27 protein-coding genes are annotated in these 22630 nt (G+C 48.5%); 17 read left to right on the top strand and 10 right to left on the bottom strand.

Going from position 1 to position 22630, the window contains the following annotated elements; all coding sequences use genetic code 11:
* Positions 1–427, bottom strand: a 427-nt coding sequence (locus tag WC259_RS00330; protein WP_372642732.1) for an anion permease, incomplete at its 3' end; no start/stop codon positions are given.
* Positions 420–1049, bottom strand: a complete 630-nt coding sequence (locus tag WC259_RS00325) for a DUF47 domain-containing protein (RefSeq protein WP_011308670.1) — start codon at positions 1047–1049, stop codon at positions 420–422. The genes WC259_RS00330 and WC259_RS00325, both read right to left, overlap by 8 nt.
* Before the next feature lie 185 nt (positions 1050–1234).
* On the opposite strand from WC259_RS00325, the gene WC259_RS00320 reads away from it, so the two are divergent.
* The 9 genes from WC259_RS00320 to WC259_RS00280 all read left to right on the top strand — a co-directional run bounded on the left by WC259_RS00320 (position 1235) and on the right by WC259_RS00280 (position 10089).
* Entirely contained in the window at positions 1235–2143 is a 909-nt protein-coding gene (locus WC259_RS00320; RefSeq protein WP_236888135.1) for a cation diffusion facilitator family transporter, read from the top strand.
* A gap of 287 nt (positions 2144–2430) precedes the next feature.
* Complete coding sequence (trkA, locus tag WC259_RS00315; protein ID WP_011928565.1) at positions 2431–3795, top strand: Trk system potassium transporter TrkA; 1365 nt, start codon at positions 2431–2433, stop codon at positions 3793–3795.
* 3 nt (positions 3796–3798) lie between these two features.
* Positions 3799–5244 (top strand): TrkH family potassium uptake protein, encoded by a 1446-nt coding sequence (locus tag WC259_RS00310; RefSeq protein ID WP_011308666.1) that lies wholly within the window; start codon positions 3799–3801, stop codon positions 5242–5244.
* 76 nt (positions 5245–5320) lie between these two features.
* Positions 5321–5749, top strand: a complete 429-nt coding sequence (locus tag WC259_RS00305; RefSeq protein ID WP_011308665.1) for a universal stress protein — start codon at positions 5321–5323, stop codon at positions 5747–5749.
* A gap of 3 nt (positions 5750–5752) precedes the next feature.
* Complete coding sequence (locus tag WC259_RS00300) at positions 5753–6157, top strand: TrkA family potassium uptake protein (protein WP_011308664.1); 405 nt, start codon at positions 5753–5755, stop codon at positions 6155–6157.
* Between the two features lie 4 nt (positions 6158–6161).
* Positions 6162–6827, top strand: a complete 666-nt coding sequence (locus WC259_RS00295; RefSeq protein ID WP_011308663.1) for a TrkA family potassium uptake protein — start codon at positions 6162–6164, stop codon at positions 6825–6827.
* 177 nt (positions 6828–7004) lie between these two features.
* Entirely contained in the window at positions 7005–7505 is a 501-nt protein-coding gene (locus tag WC259_RS00290; protein WP_011928563.1) for a helix-hairpin-helix domain-containing protein, read from the top strand.
* Entirely contained in the window at positions 7502–9892 is a 2391-nt protein-coding gene (locus WC259_RS00285) for a DNA internalization-related competence protein ComEC/Rec2 (RefSeq protein WP_372642727.1), read from the top strand. The genes WC259_RS00290 and WC259_RS00285 overlap by 4 nt, the downstream gene beginning before the upstream one ends.
* Before the next feature lie 56 nt (positions 9893–9948).
* Positions 9949–10089: a hypothetical protein gene (locus WC259_RS00280; RefSeq protein WP_011308660.1), complete on the top strand. Its 141-nt coding sequence runs from the start codon at positions 9949–9951 to the stop codon at positions 10087–10089.
* An 81-nt stretch (positions 10090–10170) separates the two neighbouring features.
* Here WC259_RS00280 and WC259_RS00275 read toward each other — a convergent pair whose 3' ends face one another.
* The gene (locus tag WC259_RS00275) at positions 10171–10557 is read right to left on the bottom strand and encodes a PH domain-containing protein (RefSeq protein ID WP_012983979.1); all 387 of its coding nucleotides are present in this window, start codon (positions 10555–10557) and stop codon (positions 10171–10173) included.
* Positions 10558–10659: 102 nt separating this feature from the next.
* Between WC259_RS00275 and WC259_RS00270 the strand changes: the two genes are divergently transcribed.
* The gene (locus tag WC259_RS00270) at positions 10660–11412 is read left to right on the top strand and encodes a hypothetical protein (RefSeq protein ID WP_011308658.1); all 753 of its coding nucleotides are present in this window, start codon (positions 10660–10662) and stop codon (positions 11410–11412) included.
* Between the two features lie 53 nt (positions 11413–11465).
* Here the strand turns inward: WC259_RS00270 and WC259_RS00265 are convergent, their stop codons facing one another.
* Together WC259_RS00265 and dtd are read right to left on the bottom strand one after the other, a co-directional pair.
* On the bottom strand, positions 11466–11894 hold the full coding sequence (locus WC259_RS00265; RefSeq protein WP_011308657.1) for a Fur family transcriptional regulator: 429 nt from the start codon (positions 11892–11894) through the stop codon (positions 11466–11468).
* A 51-nt stretch (positions 11895–11945) separates the two neighbouring features.
* Entirely contained in the window at positions 11946–12407 is a 462-nt protein-coding gene (gene dtd, locus WC259_RS00260; RefSeq protein WP_011308656.1) for a D-aminoacyl-tRNA deacylase, read from the bottom strand.
* Positions 12408–12709: 302 nt separating this feature from the next.
* Here dtd and WC259_RS00255 point away from each other — a divergent pair, with 302 nt between their 5' ends.
* On the top strand, positions 12710–12973 hold the full coding sequence (locus WC259_RS00255) for a hypothetical protein (protein WP_011308655.1): 264 nt from the start codon (positions 12710–12712) through the stop codon (positions 12971–12973).
* Positions 12974–12986: 13 nt separating this feature from the next.
* Positions 12987–13202 (top strand): hypothetical protein, encoded by a 216-nt coding sequence (locus WC259_RS00250; RefSeq protein ID WP_011308654.1) that lies wholly within the window; start codon positions 12987–12989, stop codon positions 13200–13202.
* Here the strand turns inward: WC259_RS00250 and WC259_RS00245 are convergent.
* From WC259_RS00245 to WC259_RS00235, 3 genes are read right to left on the bottom strand one after another with little or no spacing between them, the layout of a single operon-like run.
* Positions 13185–14501 (bottom strand): folylpolyglutamate synthase/dihydrofolate synthase family protein, encoded by a 1317-nt coding sequence (locus WC259_RS00245; RefSeq protein WP_012983976.1) that lies wholly within the window; start codon positions 14499–14501, stop codon positions 13185–13187. The two genes, WC259_RS00250 and WC259_RS00245, sit on opposite strands and share 18 nt — an antisense overlap.
* 45 nt (positions 14502–14546) lie before the next feature.
* Complete coding sequence (locus tag WC259_RS00240; protein WP_034376960.1) at positions 14547–15341, bottom strand: GIN domain-containing protein; 795 nt, start codon at positions 15339–15341, stop codon at positions 14547–14549.
* Between the two features lie 38 nt (positions 15342–15379).
* On the bottom strand, positions 15380–16075 hold the full coding sequence (locus tag WC259_RS00235; protein ID WP_015406701.1) for a GIN domain-containing protein: 696 nt from the start codon (positions 16073–16075) through the stop codon (positions 15380–15382).
* Positions 16076–16221: 146 nt separating this feature from the next.
* Between WC259_RS00235 and pyrF the strand changes: the two genes are divergently transcribed.
* From pyrF to WC259_RS00210, 5 genes are all read left to right on the top strand, one after another.
* Positions 16222–17034, top strand: a complete 813-nt coding sequence (gene pyrF, locus WC259_RS00230; RefSeq protein WP_011308650.1) for an orotidine-5'-phosphate decarboxylase — start codon at positions 16222–16224, stop codon at positions 17032–17034.
* 70 nt (positions 17035–17104) lie between these two features.
* Positions 17105–17293, top strand: a complete 189-nt coding sequence (locus WC259_RS00225) for a DUF951 domain-containing protein (protein ID WP_011928553.1) — start codon at positions 17105–17107, stop codon at positions 17291–17293.
* The gene (gene dinB, locus WC259_RS00220) at positions 17293–18465 is read left to right on the top strand and encodes a DNA polymerase IV (RefSeq protein WP_015407363.1); all 1173 of its coding nucleotides are present in this window, start codon (positions 17293–17295) and stop codon (positions 18463–18465) included. The genes WC259_RS00225 and dinB overlap by 1 nt, the downstream gene beginning before the upstream one ends.
* Positions 18466–18618: 153 nt before the next feature.
* Complete coding sequence (locus tag WC259_RS00215) at positions 18619–19539, top strand: branched-chain amino acid transaminase (RefSeq protein WP_078409423.1); 921 nt, start codon at positions 18619–18621, stop codon at positions 19537–19539.
* 32 nt (positions 19540–19571) lie between these two features.
* Complete coding sequence (locus WC259_RS00210; protein ID WP_011308646.1) at positions 19572–20195, top strand: glycerol-3-phosphate acyltransferase; 624 nt, start codon at positions 19572–19574, stop codon at positions 20193–20195.
* Here the strand turns inward: WC259_RS00210 and WC259_RS00205 are convergent.
* Positions 20192–21355 (bottom strand): saccharopine dehydrogenase NADP-binding domain-containing protein, encoded by a 1164-nt coding sequence (locus WC259_RS00205; RefSeq protein ID WP_372642720.1) that lies wholly within the window; start codon positions 21353–21355, stop codon positions 20192–20194. The two genes, WC259_RS00210 and WC259_RS00205, sit on opposite strands and share 4 nt — an antisense overlap.
* Positions 21352–22608 (bottom strand): histidine--tRNA ligase, encoded by a 1257-nt coding sequence (hisS, locus tag WC259_RS00200; protein WP_034376966.1) that lies wholly within the window; start codon positions 22606–22608, stop codon positions 21352–21354. The genes WC259_RS00205 and hisS overlap by 4 nt, the downstream gene beginning before the upstream one ends.
* Positions 22609–22630 lie beyond the last annotated feature (22 nt).

Genomic DNA, 22630 nt, shown 5'->3' with positions numbered 1-22630 from the left:
GGGCAATACCTACAGCCGCAATAATCTTTAAAAGAATACCCCAATCTACCGATCCAAACCCTGCCATAGCCACACCCGCCATGGCCAAACCGGCCACCAGACAGTGCGTCAGACTTACGGGAAGCCCCTTACGGGTAGCCACCACAGACCAGATAACTGCAGCTATAAGTCCGGCAATAACTGTTTCATAGGTAAGTGATTCAGGTCCCAGTATGCCCTTGCCAATAGTTCTGGCCACAGCCGTACCGGTAAAAACACCCGCAAGATTGGCAACCGCCGCCATTATTATAGCCTTGCGGGGAGACAAAACACGCGTACCAACCACGGTGGCAATGGCATTAGCTGTGTCGTTGGTACCGTTTACAAAGGCAAAACCTATGGCTAAAAGGATAATAAGAAGATAAGGTAAAAACGAGGCATCAGGCATTCTTCAGGGCAACCCCCTCAAGAACATTAGCCACATCTTCGCACCTGTCAGTGGCAGTTTCCATATGTTCAAATATCTCACGCCACTTGATGATGTTTGCCATGTCTTTCGAATCGGTAAAAAGCTCACCCAGAGCCGCTCTGAAAGCCACGTCCGCCAAATTTTCCAGACGGTTTATCTCTACGCAATGGGAAATAACCTGTTTCATCTCAGACTTGTGCCGAAGATGGGGCACCGCCAGCGAAACTTCCTTGGCAGCCAGCACAATAATGGCGGCCAGTTCTTTGGCACGTTCACCGGGCCGCCCGGTTTTGTAAATAAACATAAAATCTGCAGCTGAATGAATAAAGTCGGTAACATCATCCATAGTGTGGGCAAGCAAAGCAATGTCTTCGCGGTCAAAAGGGGTAACAAAGGTACGGTGGAGAAGGTTTATAATCTGGTGGGCAATACTATCACCCTCATGTTCCAAATCTGCAATCCGGGCTACTTGATCATCCACATTTACCCAGTTATTAACTAACTTGTCTAATTCCTGGGCGGTAATTACCATGTTCTTCGCACTCATCTCAAGCAGGTCAAAGAACTTTTCCTCCCTTGGGATAATACTGATTCTAGGCAACTGTCCTCCTATGCCGTCGGCATCTCATTTATTTTTTCTTTCATTACGATATATATGATAGAGTCTTGGGTGGTCAAAATCAAGAAAAAGCTCAAGCCCTGCCAAACGTAATCAATTTATAATAATTGTGCTATCATTAACTTATGTCCCTTATCTCAAGTAAAAAAACTGCCCCCGATAACCAGATGCCGGTCAGCAATAAACTGAAACTGGGAATCCTTTTTTCCGGCATCATCCTCCTGGCTGAATTCGTCGGCGGACTGGCATCTAACAGTCTGGCTCTGTTAAGTGATGCCGGGCATGTCCTGACAGATGTTTTAGCCCTTTCTCTGAGCTATTTTGCCTTAATGCAGGCCAAACGCCCTTCCAATTTTAAAATGACCTTCGGGTACCATCGGATAGGCGTTCTGGTTGCCATATTAAACTCTATAAGCCTTATCGGCATTGCAGTCTTTATTTTTTACGAATCTTTCCAGCGTTTTCAGAGTCCTCCGGAAATAAATGCCTGGCTGGTTTTACCGGTAGCCCTGCTGGGGTTGGCAACCAATCTGGCGGTTGCCCTGATACTGCACAGTGAGCAAAAAGAGAACCTTAATATCAAAAGTGCGTTCTGGCATGCCGCCGGTGACGCGCTGGCTTCAGTCGGGGTTATTATAAGCGCAGTGGTGGTAATATATAGCGGCAATTATCTGGCGGACATAATAGTCAGTGTAATTATCGGCCTTATTATCAGTCTGGGAGGCATAAATATTTTCCGCCAGGGTCTGCGGGTAATACTGGAAGCCAGTCCCAAAGATATAAACATCAGCCAGTTGGCTACTTCAGTTAAAAACATTCCGGGGGTAAAAGACTTTCACCATATACACATCTGGAGTATCAGCCCCGAAATCCACGCCCTTTCCGCCCACGTGCTGATAGACGACTGCCCAGTAAGCCAAGCTGATTATATCCGCCAGCAAATAGAAACCTCCCTCAGAGAAGGCTTTGCTCTAAATCATATCACCCTTCAGATGGAATGCCGGGTTTGCCGGGCAAACGATATTCTCTGCCAGTTGGAAATAGGCCGGCAATCTCACTCCCATAAACACCACTAAAATATCCATCATAGCTAAATATGCCCATTATTTGACAGCAGCCCTTCAACTGCCTAAAATGCCTAAGCCTGAAAAACACACTTGACCATTGGGTGGCCTAGGTGCCATGATAGAAATATATTTTTGAGAATATGCTAAAAGAAGAAATACTTAAACCTATCTCTCATCACGAGCACTGCCATCATAAGGTCTTTCGGGTAGAGAGAAAACAGAAAAGCCGGATTAGTTCGCTTTTGAGCCAGCTGAAGCAATTCAGAAACTCTATAAGCAAACAGCGAGACTAGAAAATGTATATTGTGATTGCCGGCGGCGGCACGGTAGGCTACAATATAGCCTCCATGCTGGTCGTGGAAGACCACGAAGTGGTAGTTGTTGAGCAGTCTGAAAAGGCTGTTGAATACCTTAACCAACAGCTGGACATTAAAACTATTTTCGGTAATGCCGCCATTCCCCGCATACTGCGTGATGCCGAAGTTCAACGGGCCGATCTGGTTTTAGCAGTAACAGACCGTGATGAAACCAATATGGTTATCTGTTTTATTGCCAAAGAAATGGGCGCCGCCACTACTGCCGCCCGAATCCGCAATTCCGAATATACCGGTTATTTTATACCTCCCGCCAAGTCCACTCTGTCTGCCAGACGGATTATCCGCCCCAAATCACTGGGTATTGATGTATTTATAAACCCTGAAGTAGAGATGGCTCGTGAAATACTGGGCATTCTGTCCAGTTTCTATTCCACCCCGGTGGAACAGCTGGCTAACGGGCTGGTCCAAATACGGAGTTTTACTATTGAAGGCTCACCCATGGCCGGCAAGACCCTGAGTGAGTTAAATTTTGCCAAACCCTGCGTGGTGGCCGCTATTGCCCGTAAAGAAGAGCTTCTCGTACCCCGGCCTGACCTGGTTTTGGAAAACGAAGATGCCCTTTATCTGGTGGCCGAACGTGACAATATGGACTATCTGGGGCGGATGTTCAGTGCCATCCAACGCCCTGCCCGCAGCGTTTTTATACTGGGAGGCACCCAAATAGGAATGCTAGTTGCCGAGGGGCTGGCAGACCATGACGTTGTTGTAAAGCTGATAGAACCTGACGAAGAAAAAAGCCAGAAGGCGGCTGTAAGGCTGGAAAAGGCGGTGGTACTCAAAGGAGACCCTACCGACCGGGATTTTCTGACCGAACAGGGCGTACCTTCGGCTGATGCTTTTGTGGCCACTACCGAAAATGACGAATTCAATATTTTAAGTTGTCTGGTAGCCAAAAATCTGGGGGTAGACCGTAGCCTGACGGTTATCAACAAACCTTCTTACATACCCTTGGCCGAAGCTGTAGATATAGATGTTGCCGGTTCTCCGGCTATTATTACTGCCCGGAAAATAGCTCACTTTGTGCTTTCCGGCGGAGCTATTGCCGCTACTTTGCTGGAAAGCGGCCAGCTGGAAGCCGTGGAATTTGTGGTAAGCCCACAAGCCGGTATCATAAACCAAAAGGTTAGCCAGATTGAAATCCCCAAGGAAGCCACCATCGGGGCTGTTGTCCAGAATAATCAGGTTATTATTCCCCCTGACGAAGCTGTTATCCATGCCGGAGACCATGTTATTGTGGTCTCCCAGCTAAACGTTCTGCATGACGTGGAGAAGCTGTTTAAATAAACCATGAAAATAAATAACGTTCTCCATTACCTGGGGCTGGTTATTGCCATTGTGGGTGGCTTTATGCTTATCCCCTTTATCTTCAGCCTGATAAACGCAGAGCCGGACCAAATGGCCTTTGGCATTTCCATTGTCATCACCTTAAGTGCCGGCTTTCTGCTGTGGCGTTTCACCCCCATCACCGAAAGGCGTATCAGCCTGCGCGAATCTCTGGCTATTGTAGCCGGAAGCTGGATTATGGCCGCCCTGTTCGGTTCACTCCCTTTTATCATTTCAGGGGTACTCCCCAGTGTTATTGACTGTATCTTTGAAGCTATGAGCGGCTTGACTACCACCGGTGCCAGTGTGTTCAGCAGTGTAGAAAACCTGCCTCACGGCATACTTGTCTGGCGCTCCCTGACCCAGTGGATAGGCGGCTTGGGTATCATTATGCTGTTTGTCACCATCCTGCCCATGCTGGGCATTGGTGCTTCCCAGCTTATGGAAGCTGAAACACCCGGTCAGCAGGAACGGCTGACCTCACGTATCCGGGATACCGCCAGAACCCTGTGGCTACTGTATCTGGGTTTTACAGTGGCAGGCTTCATAGCCCTTGTTATTGCCGGACTGCCCGGATTTGATGCCTTTAATGTCATTTTGGCTACTACCCCTACAGGCGGTTTTGCACCCGTAAGCAGTATCGGAGTATATAACAACCTGGCTGTTGAACTTATTCTTATTTTCTTCATGGTGGCCAGCGGGGTAAACTTCGGACTTTATTACTACCTGCTCTGGAAAGGCCGTCCCGCCAAATTTTTCGGCAACCCGGAGTTCAAGTTATATATAGGTATTCTGGCAGGCTGTATACTCCTTATAAACTGGGATCTGGTAGCCAATGCCGGCATAGGTATTTTTGAGGGTTTGCGTCAGGCCAGCTTCCAGACTACCTCAGTTATGACTACCACCGGTTTTGCCACCGCTGATTTTGCCACCTGGCCGCACTTCTCACAGGCTATTTTACTGGTACTGATGGTAGTGGGTGCATCTGCCGGTTCTACCGGCGGCGGTCTGAAAGTAATCCGCCTGCTGGTTTTGTTTAAATACACCTACCGCCGCATACTCCTGACTTTCAACCCCAACGCAGTTATACCCATAAAAATAGGCGGCAATGTTATTTCCGACAAGCTTATCTCGCGTTCAGTAGGCCTGACTATACTCTATTTTGCCGCCCTGTGGGCAGGTTTTCTAATCATGAGTGCTATAGGGCTGGATTTTGTTACTGCCCTATCCAGCATTACCTCCTGTTTGGGAAACATAGGCCCGGCTCTGGGTACTGTCGGCCCCATGTCCAGTTATGCGGACATACCGGGCATAGGCAAACTGGTACTCCTTATAGCCATGCTGGTAGGCAGAATAGAGCTTTTCACCTTACTGGTTTTATTCGTGCCGGCCTTCTGGCGCTGGCGTTAAACACCCCCTTAGTTGTAAAGTATTAAACTGCAGTTTATAATGGACTTTGTGGAAATGAGGGGCTATCCGATAAACTATGGAATTTGAACGTATACTGGTACCTGTAGACGGCACGGAAACTGACGAAGAGGCTATAAGCCTAGCTTGCACTATATCTAAAGTTTCCGGCAAAACCAGAGTATTTGCTGTTCATATCATTCCGGTTGAGCGGGCTTTGCCTCTTGACGCAGAGCTTTCATCTGCTATAAACAAATCCGAAGGCATTCTGGCCAAAGCTGAAGAAATAGCTGAAAAACAAGGCGTCAAACTGGAAACAGACCTTCTGCAGGCACGCGAAGTAGCCAACGCCATTATTGACGAAGCTGTAGAAAAAGAAATAGACCTCATACTTATAGGTCTTAGCTATAAAACCCGTTTCGGAGAGTTTTGCATGGGTGGCGTACTTCCCTACATACTCCAAAACGCCCCCTGCCGGGTAATAGTTTATCATCAGCGCAAGGTGTAAAAGATGAAAGTAGTCATAATGGGTTGCGGGAGAGTTGGCGCCCAGTTGGCCACCATGCTGGATAAAGAAGGCAACGAAGTTATCTCTCTGGATATAGATGCGTATAGCTTCCGCCGCCTGCCGGCAGATTTTAAAGGTACAGCCCTTTTATGCAACGGCATGGACGAAGAGTCCCTGAAGAAGGCTGGTATTGAAACCGCAGATGCCTTCGTAGCCGTTACCCAAGGTGACAACCGCAATATTATGGCCGCCCAGATAGCCAAAAAGATTTTCAACGTACCAAAAGTGGTCTGCCGCATATATGACCCCCTCCGCCGTGACCTTTACACTCTGCTTGGGCTGGACGCCATAAGCCCCACTACTATCTTTGCCCAAATGCTAAAAGACAAGATAGAGAGCAAGGAATAAACCTATGTATGTTGTAGTAATTGGCGGCGGACGTTTGGGTTATTACCTCCTCAAAGCCCTTCTCAATGACGGACACGAGGTGCTTCTTATTGAAAAAAATTCTTCCCTGTGTGACGGCATCAACAAAGAAATGGGCAGTGTTTGCCTGCATGGTGACGGCTGTGAAACCGCCGTTCTGACCGAAGCCGGCACTTCCAGAGCTGACCTGCTTATTGCCGTAACCGGAGATGACGAAGATAATCTGGTAGCCTGTCAGGTTGCCAAGTACAAGTTTAACGTACCCCGCACCATTGCCCGGGTCAGAAACCCCAAGAACGAATCCGTCTTCAGGCAACTGGGGGTAGACTCCACCGTAAACTCCACCAATATTATACTTGAGCATATTGAACACGAAGTGCCCAGCCACGCTATGACCCACCTGCTGACATTACATGGCAAAGACCTTGAGATTATAGATATACGCATTCCTGAAAATGCTCTGACTGTAGGCAAGCAGATACACGAGCTGGTACTGCCGCCCCAAACCATTATCTCCCTCATTGTACGCAAGGACGGCAAACCGATACTGCCCCGCCCCGAAACCACTGTTCAGGTCGGTGACCAGTTTATGATAGTCACTTCGGCAGCCAAAGAAGCCGAGATACGTGATATCCTGACCGCCACCGCTTAAAGCCCGGTAACCCTCTTGCCCCCATGCCTGAAATATTTTTATATCGCCCCTTTTTATTTATCTCTCAGCCCGCGTCAGACTATTTACAGCCTTCTATCCAATATATATTGACGGGTAAATCCTTTTGGTATAGCCTAGAAACATTTATACATCCCTTTTACAGCTTCGGGAGGACATATGAAGGTTTCCAAAAGGTTTGGTCTGCTGCTGGGACTTGCTCTTTCGGTCATAACCGCCCAAGGGTGTTCGGAAACTACACCACTTGCGGTATACACCCCTCCTCAAATTACCGAAAAACCACTTGAGATATATATTTCAGGAAATATAAACTTGCCGGGTATTTATCCTGCCGGTACCCAAGACACTCTCCAGAGCCTGCTTGAATCCTCAGGCGGGTTAAAAGACAACTCTGAACTGACAACTATCTACCTCAGTTTCAACCCGCCCCCATTAGCCTCTTCAGCCCAGAAAATAGACCTGAACCGGGCGGAAATCTGGCTGCTGGTTGCCCTGCCCGGCATAGGTGAAGCACGGGCGAGCGACATTGTCAGCTATCGCAACCAGAACGGGGGGTTTAAGAATACTCTGGAGCTAATGCTGATACCCGGCTTCAGTCAGAGCCTGTATGACCAGATAAAAGATATGATATGCGTTTCTGAAACGGCGGATATATCTTGATTATCAGCCTGTGCAGTCTGGGACTGATTGCCGGAGTGGCATTAAGCCGCCTGGGTTTACCTGTTTTGCCATTTATTATTTTGGCACTGGCACTAGGCGTATTCTGGTTTATTTTCAGAAAAAAAACCCGCTTATTACTGGGCTTAAGTCTGGGTTTTTTGGCTCTCTCAGGCGGATTGTGGCTGGCAAACAGCCAGATTACCATAAATTCAGACCCTTCCCGGCTAGATTACTATAATGACAGCGGCAAACTGGAACTTCAGGGCATAATAACCGAAAACCCTGACAAACGCGACCGCACCAGCCTGATATTACTGGAGGCAAGCGGGATTGCCACATCAAGCGGCTGGCAAGAAGTATCCGGAAATGTCCTGCTTACCCTGCCAAGTTATCCTGAGTACAGTTACGGTGACCAGATTCGGATAAGCGGATACCTAAAAACTCCGGAAAACTTTGACGGGTTTGATTACAAGTCCTATCTGGAAAACCAGCAGATATACTCTGTCATGGTATACCCGGAGACAACCCTACTTTCTGAAGACAACGGAAACCCGGTGATGACGGCTATTTTCAGCTTCCGCCAAAGCCTGTCCGAAAGCCTGAGCAGGGCTATGCCCGAACCCGAAGCCTCCCTTGCCAAAGGGATACTGCTGGGTGAACGAAGCGGCATACCCGAAGATATTCAGACGGAGTTCAGTATATCCGGCACTACCCACCTGCTGGCTATATCCGGTGCCAATCTAAGCATACTCTCAGGCATACTTCTGGCGGCTCTGGGCTGGATACTGGGCAAGAGGGGATACATTTATATATACCTAACCCTGATACTTATCTGGGGATATTCCCTGCTCAGCGGATTTGACCCGCCAGTGGTCAGGGCAGTGATTATGGCCAGTATATTCCTTTCAGCCGAACTGCTGGGACGCCAGAAAAATGCTATGCCGGCTTTGTGTCTGGCGGCGGCAGTCATGGTGGCCTTTTCACCCTCTATCTTGTGGTCTGTCTCTTTCCAGCTCAGTTTCATGTCCATGCTGGGGCTGATACTGGTTTACCCCATGCTGAAGGAACTAAACATCAGGCTGCTTGACCGCTTAGGCCTTGCCGAAGGAATATTCAGAGCAACTCTGGGATTGGTACTGGACGGTCTGGCGGTTTCTCTGGCCGCCATTGCCGGCATCTGGCCGGTACTTCTATATTACTTTGAAAATATATCTCTGATAGGACCGGTGGCTACCCTGCTGGCCATGCCTGCCATGCCGTTTATCATTGTACTGTCATTTTTAACCGCCTTGCTGGGTCTGGTTTTTCCGGCTGGGGCAATATTTATGGGCTACCTGACCTGGCTGCCCTGCCGGTATATGCTGGTGGTGGTATCCCTGACTGCTTCTGTGCCGGGAGTGCTGATGTCCGGGTTACGCCCCGGTGCCATGCTGATGGGCATTTATTATTTCCTGCTGGGAATGCTCTACTGGCTGTATAAACATATACTGAAAATGCCCCCTTCCCGCCCCAATACCAATCCGGCTTCTACCCTGAACCTGCGCTGGCTGCTGGCGGGTATTGCCGTGCCGGTGCTGTTTTTTTCTTTCAACCTGAGCCCATCAACTGACCAGAAACTCCACGTTTATTTTCTGAACGTGGGACAGGGTGATGCCATACTTATCCAGTACCAGAACCAGGATATCCTGATAGATGGCGGCCCCAGCCCCCAGACACTCTGCAGCGAACTGGACAAGCACCTGCCATTTTTTGACCGCAGTATAGAAATGGTTATCCTGACCCACCCGGATTCAGACCATTTGAACGGGCTTTTGGAGGTACTGGAACGTTACAGAGTGAAAGAAGTGATTTTGCCCCAAACCCGGAGTCAGGACAGCCTCTACCAGAGCTACCAAAACCTGATAGCGGAAAAGGCCATACCGGCCAGAATTGCCGAAACGGGTATGCAAATAACTATGGCAAACGGGGCAGTACTTGAGGTAATAAGCCCGTTTGGGGGGCTTTCAAGTAAGGCAGCAGATACGGACAATAACCACAGCACAGTGCTGAATCTAAGCTGCGGGCAAATAAACTATCTCTTTTGTGCCGATATTGAAACTACCGTGGAATACCAGTTAATAACCCAACGCCTGCTTGCAGATACTACCGTCCTGAAGGTATCCCACCACGGCTCAAAATATTCTTCAAGTGCATGGTTTCTAGATGTAACCTCACCCGAATTCGGGCTTATTTCGGTCGGCGCAGACAACCGCTACGGACACCCCCATCCCGAAACCCTTTCCCGCCTGATTTCGGTTATGGCTGAAAACTGCATCTACCGCACAGATATATGGGGCAGTCTGGATTTTGCCACCGACGGCCAGAGCCTTTATATTTTGCAGTCATAACCTTTCCCCGCCGGTTGCGTTATATTAAGTAACGAACACCGGAAAGGAGAAAAGAAATGGCTAACAGAATTGCTGAGCAAATTGACCGCACCTTTTTCCAGTTCAAGTGGCTTTTTATGCCCCCGAAGGCAAAATATGTCTACCTCTGGAACAGAAGCCGTGCAAGCCTGCAGGCCGACTATTACGGCTTAAGATAACCGCTTTAGCCTGGTCTGCTTGTCCTGCATGCGGGCAAGTTTATTATATGGCAGGGTGAACGTTCACCCTGCCAATATTTTTTAATTAAGCACGTAGGTCATAATAATATCATGAGCCTGATGGGCCTTGTCACCACCCCGAAACTCAAATTCTTTGACCGCCTGGCCGGATACGCCCACGTAGAGTTTGTCACTCACCATAAAACCCTTACGGAATATGAGTCCCCCTTTGTCTTCACTGCCCACTGTTGCCACCCGGTTGTAGGGTATACTGACAATAGCCTTGGCCTTTTTGGCAAACTCCTTGTCATAGAAAATTATCCGTTTGTTGGTCAGTCCGATAAATCCGGTACCCTGCCCTTTCAGGTCAAAAACTGCGTGGATAAGCTCATCAGGCAGGCAAATACCTTCAATCTGCTCCAGCTGGTCTTTTTTGTCCGCCACCATATCCGGTGCGTACTTTGCCATATCAGCCTCCTTTTTAGATCTGTCAATATTTTAGTTGAGGGGATAAAGGCGGTCAATCCTGTATATATTGACAAGCAAGCCATTATAAAGTTAAATAACCCTATGGAAAGCCGTAAATTAAGCCGTTTTATTATCATCGTAGCCATAATCAGCCTAGCGGCTTCGGCCCTTCTGTACTTGCTCCATTACTATATTTTTCAGGACAGCCACCACATATTTATTTACATGCTGGGAGACCTAGCTTTTATTCCGTTGGAAGTTTTTCTGGTGGTAGTGGTTATTGAAAGGATACTTACCAGCAGAGAAAAGCACGCCATTTCCCAAAAAATGAATATGGTCGTGGGGTCTTTTTACAGCGAACTGGGTAATGCCCTGCTGGGTAAAATACTGGGTAGCTTTGATGACCCCGAACAGATTGACTCACACATGGGAGTAAATAAAAACTGGTCAAGTCCCGAATTCAAACAGGCACTGGTTTATTCGTCACATTTCAATCACACGCCAAACCCCGGCAAGCTGGACTTACAGCACCTTAAAAACCTGCTGGCTGCCAAACGTTCCTTCATGCTAACCCTGCTGGAAAACCCGAACCTGCTGGAAAAAGACGACTTTACCGACCTGCTCTGGGCAAGTTTCCATCTGGGGGAAGAGCTGGATGCCCGCCCCAGCCTTGAAAACCTGCCGGAAACAGATAAAGCCCACCTGGCCAATGACGTAAAGCGCATGTATGCCCTGCTGCTGAACCAGTGGATAAAATACCTTATCCACTTAAAATCCCAGTATCCCCATCTGTACTCACTGGTGCTGCGCACCCACCCCTTCCAGGCAAACCCGAATGCGATCATAAAGGAATAAAAAAACCGCCCATTTTTAGGCGGTGAATATATTTCACTCTAAATTTCGGTTGGTTAGTCAGAAGCACTACACTTTTGGCATTGCCCGTAGATTACCAGATTCTTAAAATCAGCCGCAAAGCCATATGTTTTAAAAATACTCTGTTCCAGCTGTTTTACCATATCTTCACTCAAGTCTGTTACTTGGCCGCACTTTCGGCAAACCAGATAATGGTGTGACTCTTTGTTGACACTATGATAGCGTAACCGCCCGTCACCCATATCTGTTTCCAACACCAGACCCTGCCCTTTCAGAAGCTCCAGTGTACGGTAAACAGTGGATATATTTATATTAGGGTATTCCTGCCCAACCTCAGCATAAATATCCTCTGCACTTATATGCCCTTCAGCCATATCCAAGGCTTCCAGAATAAGCACCCTTTGTGGAGTCAGACGGAAACCGTCACTTGCCAGTTCACCGGCTATGGAATTTTGTTTGTGCATAAAGTTAGTCTAACAGTTGCCTTTCATTATTGCAAATAGTTGCAACTACTATTACAGGCGGGGGTTCAAACGATCACGACTGTCCAGAATAATAGTCACCGGACCGTCATTATAGATTTCCAGCATCATCATAGCCCCGAACTGTCCGGTTGCCACCTGCGTACCTTCCTCACGGCAAAGACGGATAAATACATTGTACAGCCCGTCTGCTTCCTGAGGCTGGGCAGCCTCAATAAAACTGGGGCGGCGCCCCTTGCGGGTATCTGCAATAAGGGTAAACTGGCTGACCACCAGCATCTCGCGGCAGAGGTCTTTTAAAGAAAGATTAAATTTGCCTTCGGCATCAGAAAAGATACGCAAATTTATTATTTTGGATGCCAGATATTCAGCATCTTCTTCGGTATCCCCTTCCGCCACTCCCAGCAGAACCGCAAGGCCAGGCCCTATTTCCCCAACAGTCTCTCCGCTTACCCTGACAGACGCCCGGCTAACCCTTTGGACTACCGCTTTCATACTTTCCTTACCTCCATACCGTTTTATTTTAAACCAAGTAGCTGGCAAAAACGAAATGAGAGGCATAAGAGAGATACAGCTACTTCCAGAGATTTATCAGGCACAAATAAACTTGCTATAAGACGGCATCTGGTGTTGTTGCCTCTAGACTTCTGGCACAAGCAGGGATTACAATGTAATTAGTAAAAGCGAGAGTGAGAGCAGATGCTGAAAATTCTCATTTTTTATCACTCAATTGAACCTTGGGTATAAGGCACCGGTCATAGCTGACCAGTGCCTTTAATATTTTAGGAGGTGGCGAAATGCAGTCTAGCCTGATAGGCAAAATAGAAAAAGCCAAACGCTATGCTCAAGAGAAAGACCGCATAAGATTTAACCAGCTGTCTGTCCAGTTCCGGGGTGAAAATGATATCCACACCACCGAATATATAAACAGCAAATGGCATTGCACCTGTAATTTCTTTGCTGCTTGGGGTATGTGCAGCCATACCATGGCTATGGAAAAAGTACTGGAGAATATGCTGCCGGATGAGGCCCTAAGCAACGTATTTGCCGAACTGCCTTAACAAGGAGCACAAAATGTCCTGCTATTTCAGGCATATGGGGGATATTTTTCTGGCCGCCGGGGTAGACCCGCAAGGAGAAAAACGCCGGGAACTGGATAAAATAATCCACCGTTTTCTGGGAATAGAATACAAAAGCTGCCCGGAAACCTGGAAAAAACTGAAAGAAGAAGTTATCCCCTACCCGGACAAGAAAATTAAACTTATAGAATTACTAAGAGCCAGTTCCTGACCGGGGCTGGCTCTTCCCTTTTAAGGCCTCGGCGGCTACAAAGAGAGAACCGGTGGCACATATGAGGCCGTCTGCCGGGCTAATTTCCCCTGCCAGTTCCAGAGCCTTAGGCACTCCATCCGCTTCAAGAACCTGCAAACCCCTACCTTCAAAAGCCTGCTTCAGCAAATCCATTTTCATAGCCCGCGGGTGAGCGGAGCGGGTAAGCACCACTGTTCCGAAATACCCCCCAAGCAATGCCGCCATGGCCTGAGCGTCTTTATCAAAGGAAGTGCCGAAAACCAAAACCCTTTCCCCTTTTTCTATTTTGGCGGTAGCGGGATATTCTTCAAGTGAAAGCACCAATTCGGCAACTGCTTCTTCATTATGGGCACCGTCAATAACCAGTAGCGGATTCCCCTTTATAACCTCAAACCGTCCCGGCCATCTGGCCTGCCTGAAACCTTCACAGATATCTTCAGGGCTTATTTTAAAACCAGCTTCTATCAGCACCTCTAAAGATGCCACAGCGGTAAGGGCATTTTGACGCTGGTAATGCCCCAGAAGGGACAGACAAAGACAGTATTCACCCAACCTGCCGGTAAGTTTAACCAACTGGCCATTGCCTAAATAACCTAAAAATTCCGCCTTGTACCCGTCACTCACCTCAATCAGCCTTGACTGGTTCTTAAGGCAACGTTCGCGGATAACTGCCATAGCTTCCGGCCTTTGGGCGGCAGATACCACCGGCACAGACTGTTTGATAATGCCGGCTTTTTCAGCGGCTATTTTGTCCAGACTGTCACCCAGGACCTCCGTATGGTCCAGACTGATGGGGGTAAGCACCGAAAGGTTGGGGGTAATAACATTGGTAGCATCCAGCCGTCCGCCCAGCCCGGTTTCAATCACCTGAAAAGTGGCCTGCTGGCGGTGAAAAAATTCAAAAGCCAGAGCAGTCATCACTTCAAACGAAGTTATCTTGCCCAAATAGGCATGGGCATTCATTTCATCTACCAAAGGCCTGATAGAAGCCATAAGCCGCACCAGATGGTCTTTGGAAATCATCTTGCCATCCAGACAAATACGTTCGCGGAAATCCAGCAAATGGGGCGAGGTATAAAGACCGGTACGATAACCGGCCACAGACATAACCGAAGCAATCAGGGAGGCGGTACTGCCTTTGCCCTTGGTACCGGCCAGATGCACAGCCGGAATACCCATGTGGGGGTTTCTGAGCCTCATCAGAAGCTCCACTACCCGCCTGAGATCATAATTGGCAGCCGCCCGGCTGGTAGCAGATTCATAATCTGTCAGCCCCAATATGTAGTTTAAAGCCTGCTGGTAGCTGTCTTCCAGAGTATCCCCCTAACCCTTGCCTGCCGAAGAAATATCCGAAATGTTTATATCTTTGATAATCGGGTTGCCAAAATATTTTACTGAAGAGACACCGCTGGCTGTTATATACAAATCGCCATTTGTATATACCCGGATATTGCTTACGCCGGTAGCCGTAACTTCAGCACTTGCCGCCAAAAACTTTTCCAGATTAACAGTACTGGCACCTTCAGTCAATACATCTATATCAACGCCCTGCCCCGAAAGTTCCAGACGGGAAGCCCCGGACACTTCTAGACTGGCATTTCCGCAGATCAAATCTCCGCTAGCGAAACTGGCACCGCTTATATAAAGACGGGTTTGCCCGACCCTCATGTTAAAAAGAGTAATGCGGCTGGCACCGGACACCAAAGCCGTAAAATCATTTACCGAGTTAAAACCGCTTACTGTAGCTTTGGAAGCGCCAGAAATATCCAGCCCCACCAGCTCCGGCAGACGAATACTGGCCTCTATTTTTACATTTGTAAAGCTGTAATTATCTTTTAACCCAATCTTGAGGGTCTGGCCGCTTTTCTCCAGTTCCAGATATTCAAAAATATTTTCATTAGTAGAAACAGATACTTCAAAAGAATCTGCACGGGAGATGTCAGCCGTAATAACATTTGATATCTCCACCCGGTTAAAATCAGCATAATCAAAAGGCTGGCTCTCTACCTCACCGCTGCCCGTAATAAACCCGCCAACCCCCGGGATACACCCGCCTCCAAGCAGGACAAGCATTCCCGTAAAGCATATAGATAAACACAAAAGAACTGCCTTTTTCACCTGAAGCCTCCTTGAAAGGGATTGATTATACCATTTTATCAGCTTTTGCTCAGGCTGGAAGAACCTTTTATTTCCACTTCATTAAAACAGGGACTTCCGGCATATTTCAGTTCAGAAGCGCCGTTCAGTTTCACGTTAAGCACTTCTTCAACCCGGAGTTCCGCCTGACTGGCATTTTCCAGTTTTACTTTTGCCTGCTTGCAGACCATTTTATCCAGTTCAATCTGGCTTACGCTTTTTGCCTCGGCTTCCAATTCCTCAGTCCAGCCTTCCATCTGCACCTTGCTGCCGCTTTCCAGTTCCAGTTTCAGCTTCTTAAAAACCCCTTTTAGCCTTACCTCGCTAGCCGCTTCAGCCTTAATTTCGGCTTCCCCCGCCTTCACTTCACCCTCAAGCTGACTGGCACCGCTTAGCTTTATTTCCAGTTTCCCGTTCGAATCAAAACCTTCCAGTTTAGCTCTGGTTGCCCCGTTTATGTAGAGTCCGCCCAACCGGGGCATTTTAACGGTAGCTCTGGGCAAGTACCAGCCCGGCAGCAGGTTTTTCAGGCTGAAAATACTGGGGCTATACATCAGCCACAGCTTGTCGCCTTCCTGCTTTATTTCAATATTTCTAAACCCGTCTTCAGATGCATCTACAGTTACTTCAAAACTATCTGACCGTATCAGGCTTATCTCAAAACCATGCCCGGCCTCTATCCGTTGAAAATTTTTATTCGGAAATTCTTTCTTCATGGCGCATTCCTCCATGTTTATTCTCCCGCTTTATGTTACCACCTGAAATAAAGCATTTAAATATACTGCCCTCCATATTTCCTGATTTTATTCTCTTGACTGGAAGGCATTACAGTTGCTAATATCCTTTCCAGAGGATTACACACATGAAGTTTTTAGAAAAACTAAAACAGGCCGGCAACAGAAACAAAAGCCTGCTTTGCGTAGGGCTGGACCCCGACCCGAAACTTATGCCGGTGGGCATGAGCGCACTGGAATTTAACCGCGAAATTATAGAAGCCACCGCACCTTTTGTCTGCGGATACAAAATAAATCTGGCCTTTTACGAAGCTTTGGGCAAACAGGGCTGGGAAATTTTATCTGAAACCTGTGAGTTTATTCCCCGTGAACTCATAACCATAGCGGATGCCAAAAGGGGAGATATAGGCAATACCTCAAAAGCCTATGCCAGAGCCATATTAGACGAACTGGATTGTGATGGCGTAACTGTCAGCCCGTATCTGGGTTATGACTCTCTTGAACCCTTTATTGAGTATCAGGACAAGGGTATATTTATCCTCTGCCTCACCTCCAATCAGGGCTCAACAGATTTCCAGATGCTGAAGACCGAATATCTGGGGCAAAAACGCTTTCTGTATGAAGTGGTGGCAGACAAGGCTTCCCTTTGGAACCGTTATGAGAATATTGGGCTGGTGGTGGGTGCTACCCAGCAGGAAGAGCTTAAAAAACTCCGCCTCAGCTACCCCAAACTACCTTTTCTTATTCCGGGTATAGGCGCTCAGGGCGGAGACCTGAAGGCTACCATAGAAAACGGGACTAACCCCAACGGTGAACTGGCTATTATATGCGCTTCCCGCGGCATACTTTACGCCCGTAGCGGCAGTGAATTTGCCCAAGGGGCAGCCGAAGCCGCCGAACAGATGCGGGACGCCATAAACCATTACCGAAAACGTTTTTAATATACGGAAAAGGCTGCTGCTTTTATATCCGGCACATTTCGGATAAACGCACACGCCATACGGAAGTAAAATGCCAGAAATAAACCCCGGAGATGTATACAAGCTGCGTAAACCCCACCCCTGCGGCGGTACAGACTGGAAGGTGGACTTTGCGGGGTCAGATATAGGCATTACCTGCCTGCGTTGCGGTCACCACCTGCTACTATCCCGACCCCTGTTTGAGAAAAAGGTTAAATGCCTGATAAAGCCCGGCGAGTAATGAGTATCAGACGGGTAATGCACGTAGACTTGGATGCCTTTTTTGTTTCGGTAGAACAGGCAGTCCGCCCTGAACTCAAAGACAAACCGGTTATAGTAGGGGGCAAACCCGAACGGCGGGGCGTAGTAGCCGCCGCCTCATACGAAGCCCGCAAATTCGGTATCCACTCCGGCATGCCGCTTATCACCGCCAAAAATCTCTGCCCTCAAGCTATATTTATTGAAGGCAATCACCAGCTTTACCGTGAGTATTCCGAAAAATTTATGCTTATACTCTCAGATTTCTCACCCTTCCTTGAACCCATGGGTCTGGATGAAGCCTATCTGGAAGTAACCGGCTTTGAATCCCTGCACGGCAGCATTGCCGAAATGGCCTCTAAAATCCGCCGCCGCATCACTGCCGAACTGGGTATAAACGCCAGTATCGGCATTGCCAATTCCAAAGTAGCAGCCAAGATAGCTACCGAACGGGCCAAACCCAATGGCCAGTGCGAAGTACCTGCGGGTGAAGAAGCCTCCTTTTTAGCCCCTTTGGATATAGCCGTAATGCCGGGTATAGGCAAAAAAACCGAACAGCACCTGAAATCACTTGGGATAGATACTCTGGGCAAGCTGGCTGCCCTGCCTGCTTCATTTCTAAAAAGCCGTTTGGGGGCATATGCCCCGTACCTTTCAAATGCCGCCATGGGAATAGACAACCGCCCGGTTGAAATGCCCTCTGAAGCCAAGTCTATCAGCCGCGAAACCACCTTTGAGACAGACACCCGAAACCAGACTTTTCTGGAAGCTAAGCTAAGTTATCTCTCCGAAAAAATTACCGCCACCCTCCGCAAACGGGGCAAACAGGCTCGGGTAGTCCAGATAAAAATACGCTTTGCAGACTTTACCACCCTGACCCGCCAGAAGCACCTTGGACAACCTGCCTCCGGCAACCGCGAGATATTCCAGACAGCCCTTAGTCTGATGAACGGCATACTGGATTCAGACCGCCAAACCGTCAGACTGCTGGGGGTAGGCATAAGCGATTTCTGCGGCCCGGAAAAACAGCTGGAAATAGACCCAGCCAAAGCACGGCTGGAAAAACTGGACGCCTCTCTGGATAAAATCCGCCAGAAGTACGGTTTCAGTTCAGTCCAAACCGGGCGGACATACAGGCTGAAGGATATGTTTTAGGCAGTATTTTATTTACAAGATTGGGCATTTACCTCTTACCCCCTCCCTCTTAACCCAAAATAGTCTTCTTCAGATTAATCCCCTACCCAATCTCGGCTTGTCCTTTAATACCCGGCGGACTATAATCTATCTTCAAAGAAAGGAGTCCGCAAGATGGGAACGTCATATGCTTACTTTAAAAAACAGATAATACCGCTGGAGGATGCCAAGATTGGGGTAATGACCCATGCCCTGCACTATGGTACCGGGGTATTTGAAGGCATTCGCGGCAACTGGAATGATGAAAAGAAGCAGATGTACGTATTCCGCCTGAAGGAGCACTATACCCGGCTGCTTTCCGGTGCCAAAGTGCTCAAAATGGACCTCCCCTACACGGTGGATGAGCTTTGTAAAATTACAATTGAGCTGGTCCGCAAGTGCGGTTTTAAGGAGGATATATATATCCGACCCCTAGCTTATAAAAGTTCCGAGAGCTTCGGGGTCAGACTGCACAATCTGGAATGTGATTTGCTGATTGTGGCCATACCCTGGGGCAGATATATAGATAAAGATACCTGCCACTGCTGTGTTTCCACTTGGCGCCGCCCTGACGACAACGTTATGCCTCCCCAGCTGAAGTCCACCGGCATTTACCTGAATAATGCCTTTACCAAGACCGAAGCAGTTGAAAATGGCTTTGACGAAGGCATTATGCTGACCCCGGACGGGCATGTCTCTGAAGGCAGCGGTGAAAACCTGTTTTTGGTCCGCAAGGGGAAGCTTATTACCCCTCCCATTTGCGACAGCATACTGGACGGCATTACCCGTAACTCGGTTATGGAGCTGGCCGAAAAAGAGCTTGGCCTGCAGGTGGTTGAAAGAAGCATTGACCGGGTGGAGCTTTATATGGCCGAAGAATGTTTCCTGACCGGCACAGCCGCCCATCTGACTCCTGTTTCTGAAATTAACCACCGCAAGGTGGGCAACGGCGAGATTGGGCCGTTAACCGCTAAACTGAAAGATTTGTATTTTGAAGCCATCAAAGGCAATATCACCAAGTATGAAAACTGGTGTACCCCGGTTTATAACCTGTAAATGATCCGTAGGAGGGCATTATATATACTTTACTGTCGCTCCTGACAGGATATTTGCTGGGTTCTATCCCCTCAGCTTATCTGGTCACCCGCCGCCTTATCGGGCGGGACATACGCCAGATGGGCGGGGGGAATGTGGGGGGATTAAATACCTTCCGTGAAGTAGGTACGGGGGCAGGCATCAGCGTAGCCTTTATAGATCTGGTTAAAGGCACTCTGGCAGTTTCTGTTTCCTATTATCTGCTTACCCAAAATGCCCAGTGGGTTATTCTGACCGGTTTCATGGCCGTAATCGGGCATAACTGGTCTGTCTGGCTGGATTTCAAAGGCGGCAAAGGGCTGGGGCCGGCATTCGGGGCAATGCTGTTCTTGCTGCCTGTTTACGGTCTTCCCCAACAGCTGGGTATACTGGCACTGCTGGTTTTTATACCTTTAGCCCTTACCCGAAATATAGCCCTAGCCACCGGGATTGCCCTTTTCAGCCTGCCCTTTTTAGTCTGGTACGGCAGCCATTCCGAATTTGCCACCCTGATATCAGTTTTGCTCTTTTTAATGATAGGGGGCAAGTTCGTACTGGACAACAGGAAAAGCCTGCGTGACCCGGCTAACCGACGCAACCTGATAGTTGACCACTGGAAACGGCCGGATAAGGGCTAATCCTCTATGCGGGGGCGCGCTACCGAAGGTTTATCCACCATCTGGGTTTGGAAACGGATGGTCATACCCATTTTTTCCATATCTCCCACCAGCCGCTTTGAATCTACCAGATGCCCCATATAATACAAACCGGAGCGGCGGGCAGAGCCGTCTAAATACTGTTTCAAACAGGCTACTAGAGGTATAGCCGTAAACATATAAGCATCTTTATGGGAAAGAAGTATATCCTGCCTCTCCCTTATCCCACCCCGTTCGCCTCTGGCGGAAACTTTAATCGCCATTCCATAAGGCTGGTTGTCAAAATTGCGAAGCCCCCAGACAAGCAGTTTACCCAAAGAACGTTTGGCTTCTTTACCAAAAAAGCGCAGCCCAAGGTTTAAAAGGGGTATGCTTATCCAGTTGGTAAACCAGTTAAACCCGCCCATATAAAAACCCAGCTCTTTGAGAGTAGTGTACATGCCGGGCAGCGGACGCATCTCTTCAAGGGTCATAGGGCCGCAGGATAAACGGCCGAAAGGTCCGAAATTAAAAGTGCGCGAAGTGCCGGGGTGAAACCAGCCCAGACGCTTCCAATGATAATTTTTGTAAACATAGGGTTGGTAATCAGAAAGCTGACGCATAACCTCGTTGGTACGCTCTTCAGATATGGCTGATTTCCAGTTCTGGCAGATAATGGCTCCCACCGAAACCCTTTCCAGAGTGGTGAAATCCTGATGAACTAAATGAACCAGCGCCGAAGGCAGTCCCGGTAAAGAGCCGGCCTCGGTTATAAAGCACAAATTAGCGTTATTTATCTTCTGGGAGAGCAGTTTCAGCTGGTGAAGTTTGCGGTCTGAATACTGGATATCAATATAATCAACTTTGGCTTCCAAAGCAGCAACGGCAATCTGGCGGGCATATTCAGGTGTATTGGAAGCCACCACTACTATATCCATGCCGCTAAAAGCTTCTTTCAGGCTCTGGGGGTCTTCTACATTCAGCCGCACACCCTCCACCCGCTGGATATTTTCCAGCCGGTTTAAGCCTTCGGCCACATATTTGGCTTTCTCCAGACTCCTGCCGCCCAGAAATATACGGGCATCTGTTTCCTGCATCAGCAGCATAGCTATACAACTGCCGGCATTGCCATAACCGCCGATAATCAATATATTTTTTGTCATATCTGCTTCTTTATCTCACATATAAGTTGGTCAAGAGGTATATTTGCCTGCCCGGCTTCCTTCATATTCCGAAGAACGGCACAGCCCTGCTTCAGTTCTTCTTCACCCAGTATTACCACCCAGTCTACCCCCAAACTGTTAGCCTGCCTGAGCTGAGCCTTGATGCTTTTCTGGGCATATGTCTGGTATATCCCTATGCCTGCTTTACGCAGGTCTGATGCCAAAGCAAATGAAGCCAAAGCCGCTGTCTCTCCCATATAGGCCAGAAAAACAGCGGGAGACGGCAAGGGAGAAGGCACAATACCCTGACGCTTCAGGTTTAAAATAATCCGCTCAATACCGGTAGCAAACCCCATAGCCGGGGTAGCCTCTCCGCCAAGCTGTTCTATCAGCCCGTCATAGCGTCCGCCGCCGCCAATGGTGCTCTGGGCACCCTCTGCCATGGGCTGAATTTCAAAAACCGTGCGGCTGTAATAATCAAGACCCCTTACCAGACGGAAATTCTCATGAAATGGCAGGTCTAAAATTGTCAGACACTCTTTCAGGCGGCTATAGTGGGCAAGGCAGTCCGGGCAAAGGTAATCTGCACTTCTAGGGGCATTTCCAGCCACAGCTTGGCATTCCGCCCGTTTACAGTCCAGCAGGCGCAGAGTATTTTTATCCAGACGGGTATTACAGTCAGGGCAGAGTTTGCCCGAATGTTGCTGGTAGTAATCTTTAAGTGCCGAAATATAATTCGGGCGGCACTGCCGGCAACCTATGCTGTTCAATTCCAGCGAAAGGTCGGTAATGCCCAGCAGATTGTAAAAACTCCAGGCCATTTCTATTATCTCGGCATCCAGCGAAGCATCAGCCTCGCCAATAGCTTCAAAACCAAACTGATGGTGCTGGCGGTAACGCCCGGCCTGAGGGCGGTCATAACGGAAAATAGAGCTCAGGTAATAAAGCTTGACCGGCTTGGTACGGGTCTGCATGCCATGCTCCAGGTACGCCCGGCAGACAGGTGCAGTCCCCTCAGGGCGCAAGGTCAGTTTATCTCCGCCCCGGTCTTCAAACGTATACATTTCTTTGGAGACAATATCCGTCCCTTCACCCACACTGCGTACAAACAGCCCGGCATCCTCAAATACAGGGGTATCTGTTCTCTGGTAACCATACAGGGCGGCTATACGGGCGGCTTGTTGCCTGACGAAATGCCAGTAAGGCTGGTCTTCAGGCAATATATCTTCTGTACCTCTGGGTGACTGGTACAAGCTGGTATCTCCTTTAACTGGA

Origin of the sequence: Dehalococcoides sp., from assembly GCF_041654235.1 — a bacterium.
Lineage (GTDB): Bacteria > Chloroflexota > Dehalococcoidia > Dehalococcoidales > Dehalococcoidaceae > Dehalococcoides > Dehalococcoides mccartyi_B.
Note: the sequence above shows the minus strand (reverse complement) of the source record. Positions and strands in the feature narration are given on the sequence as shown.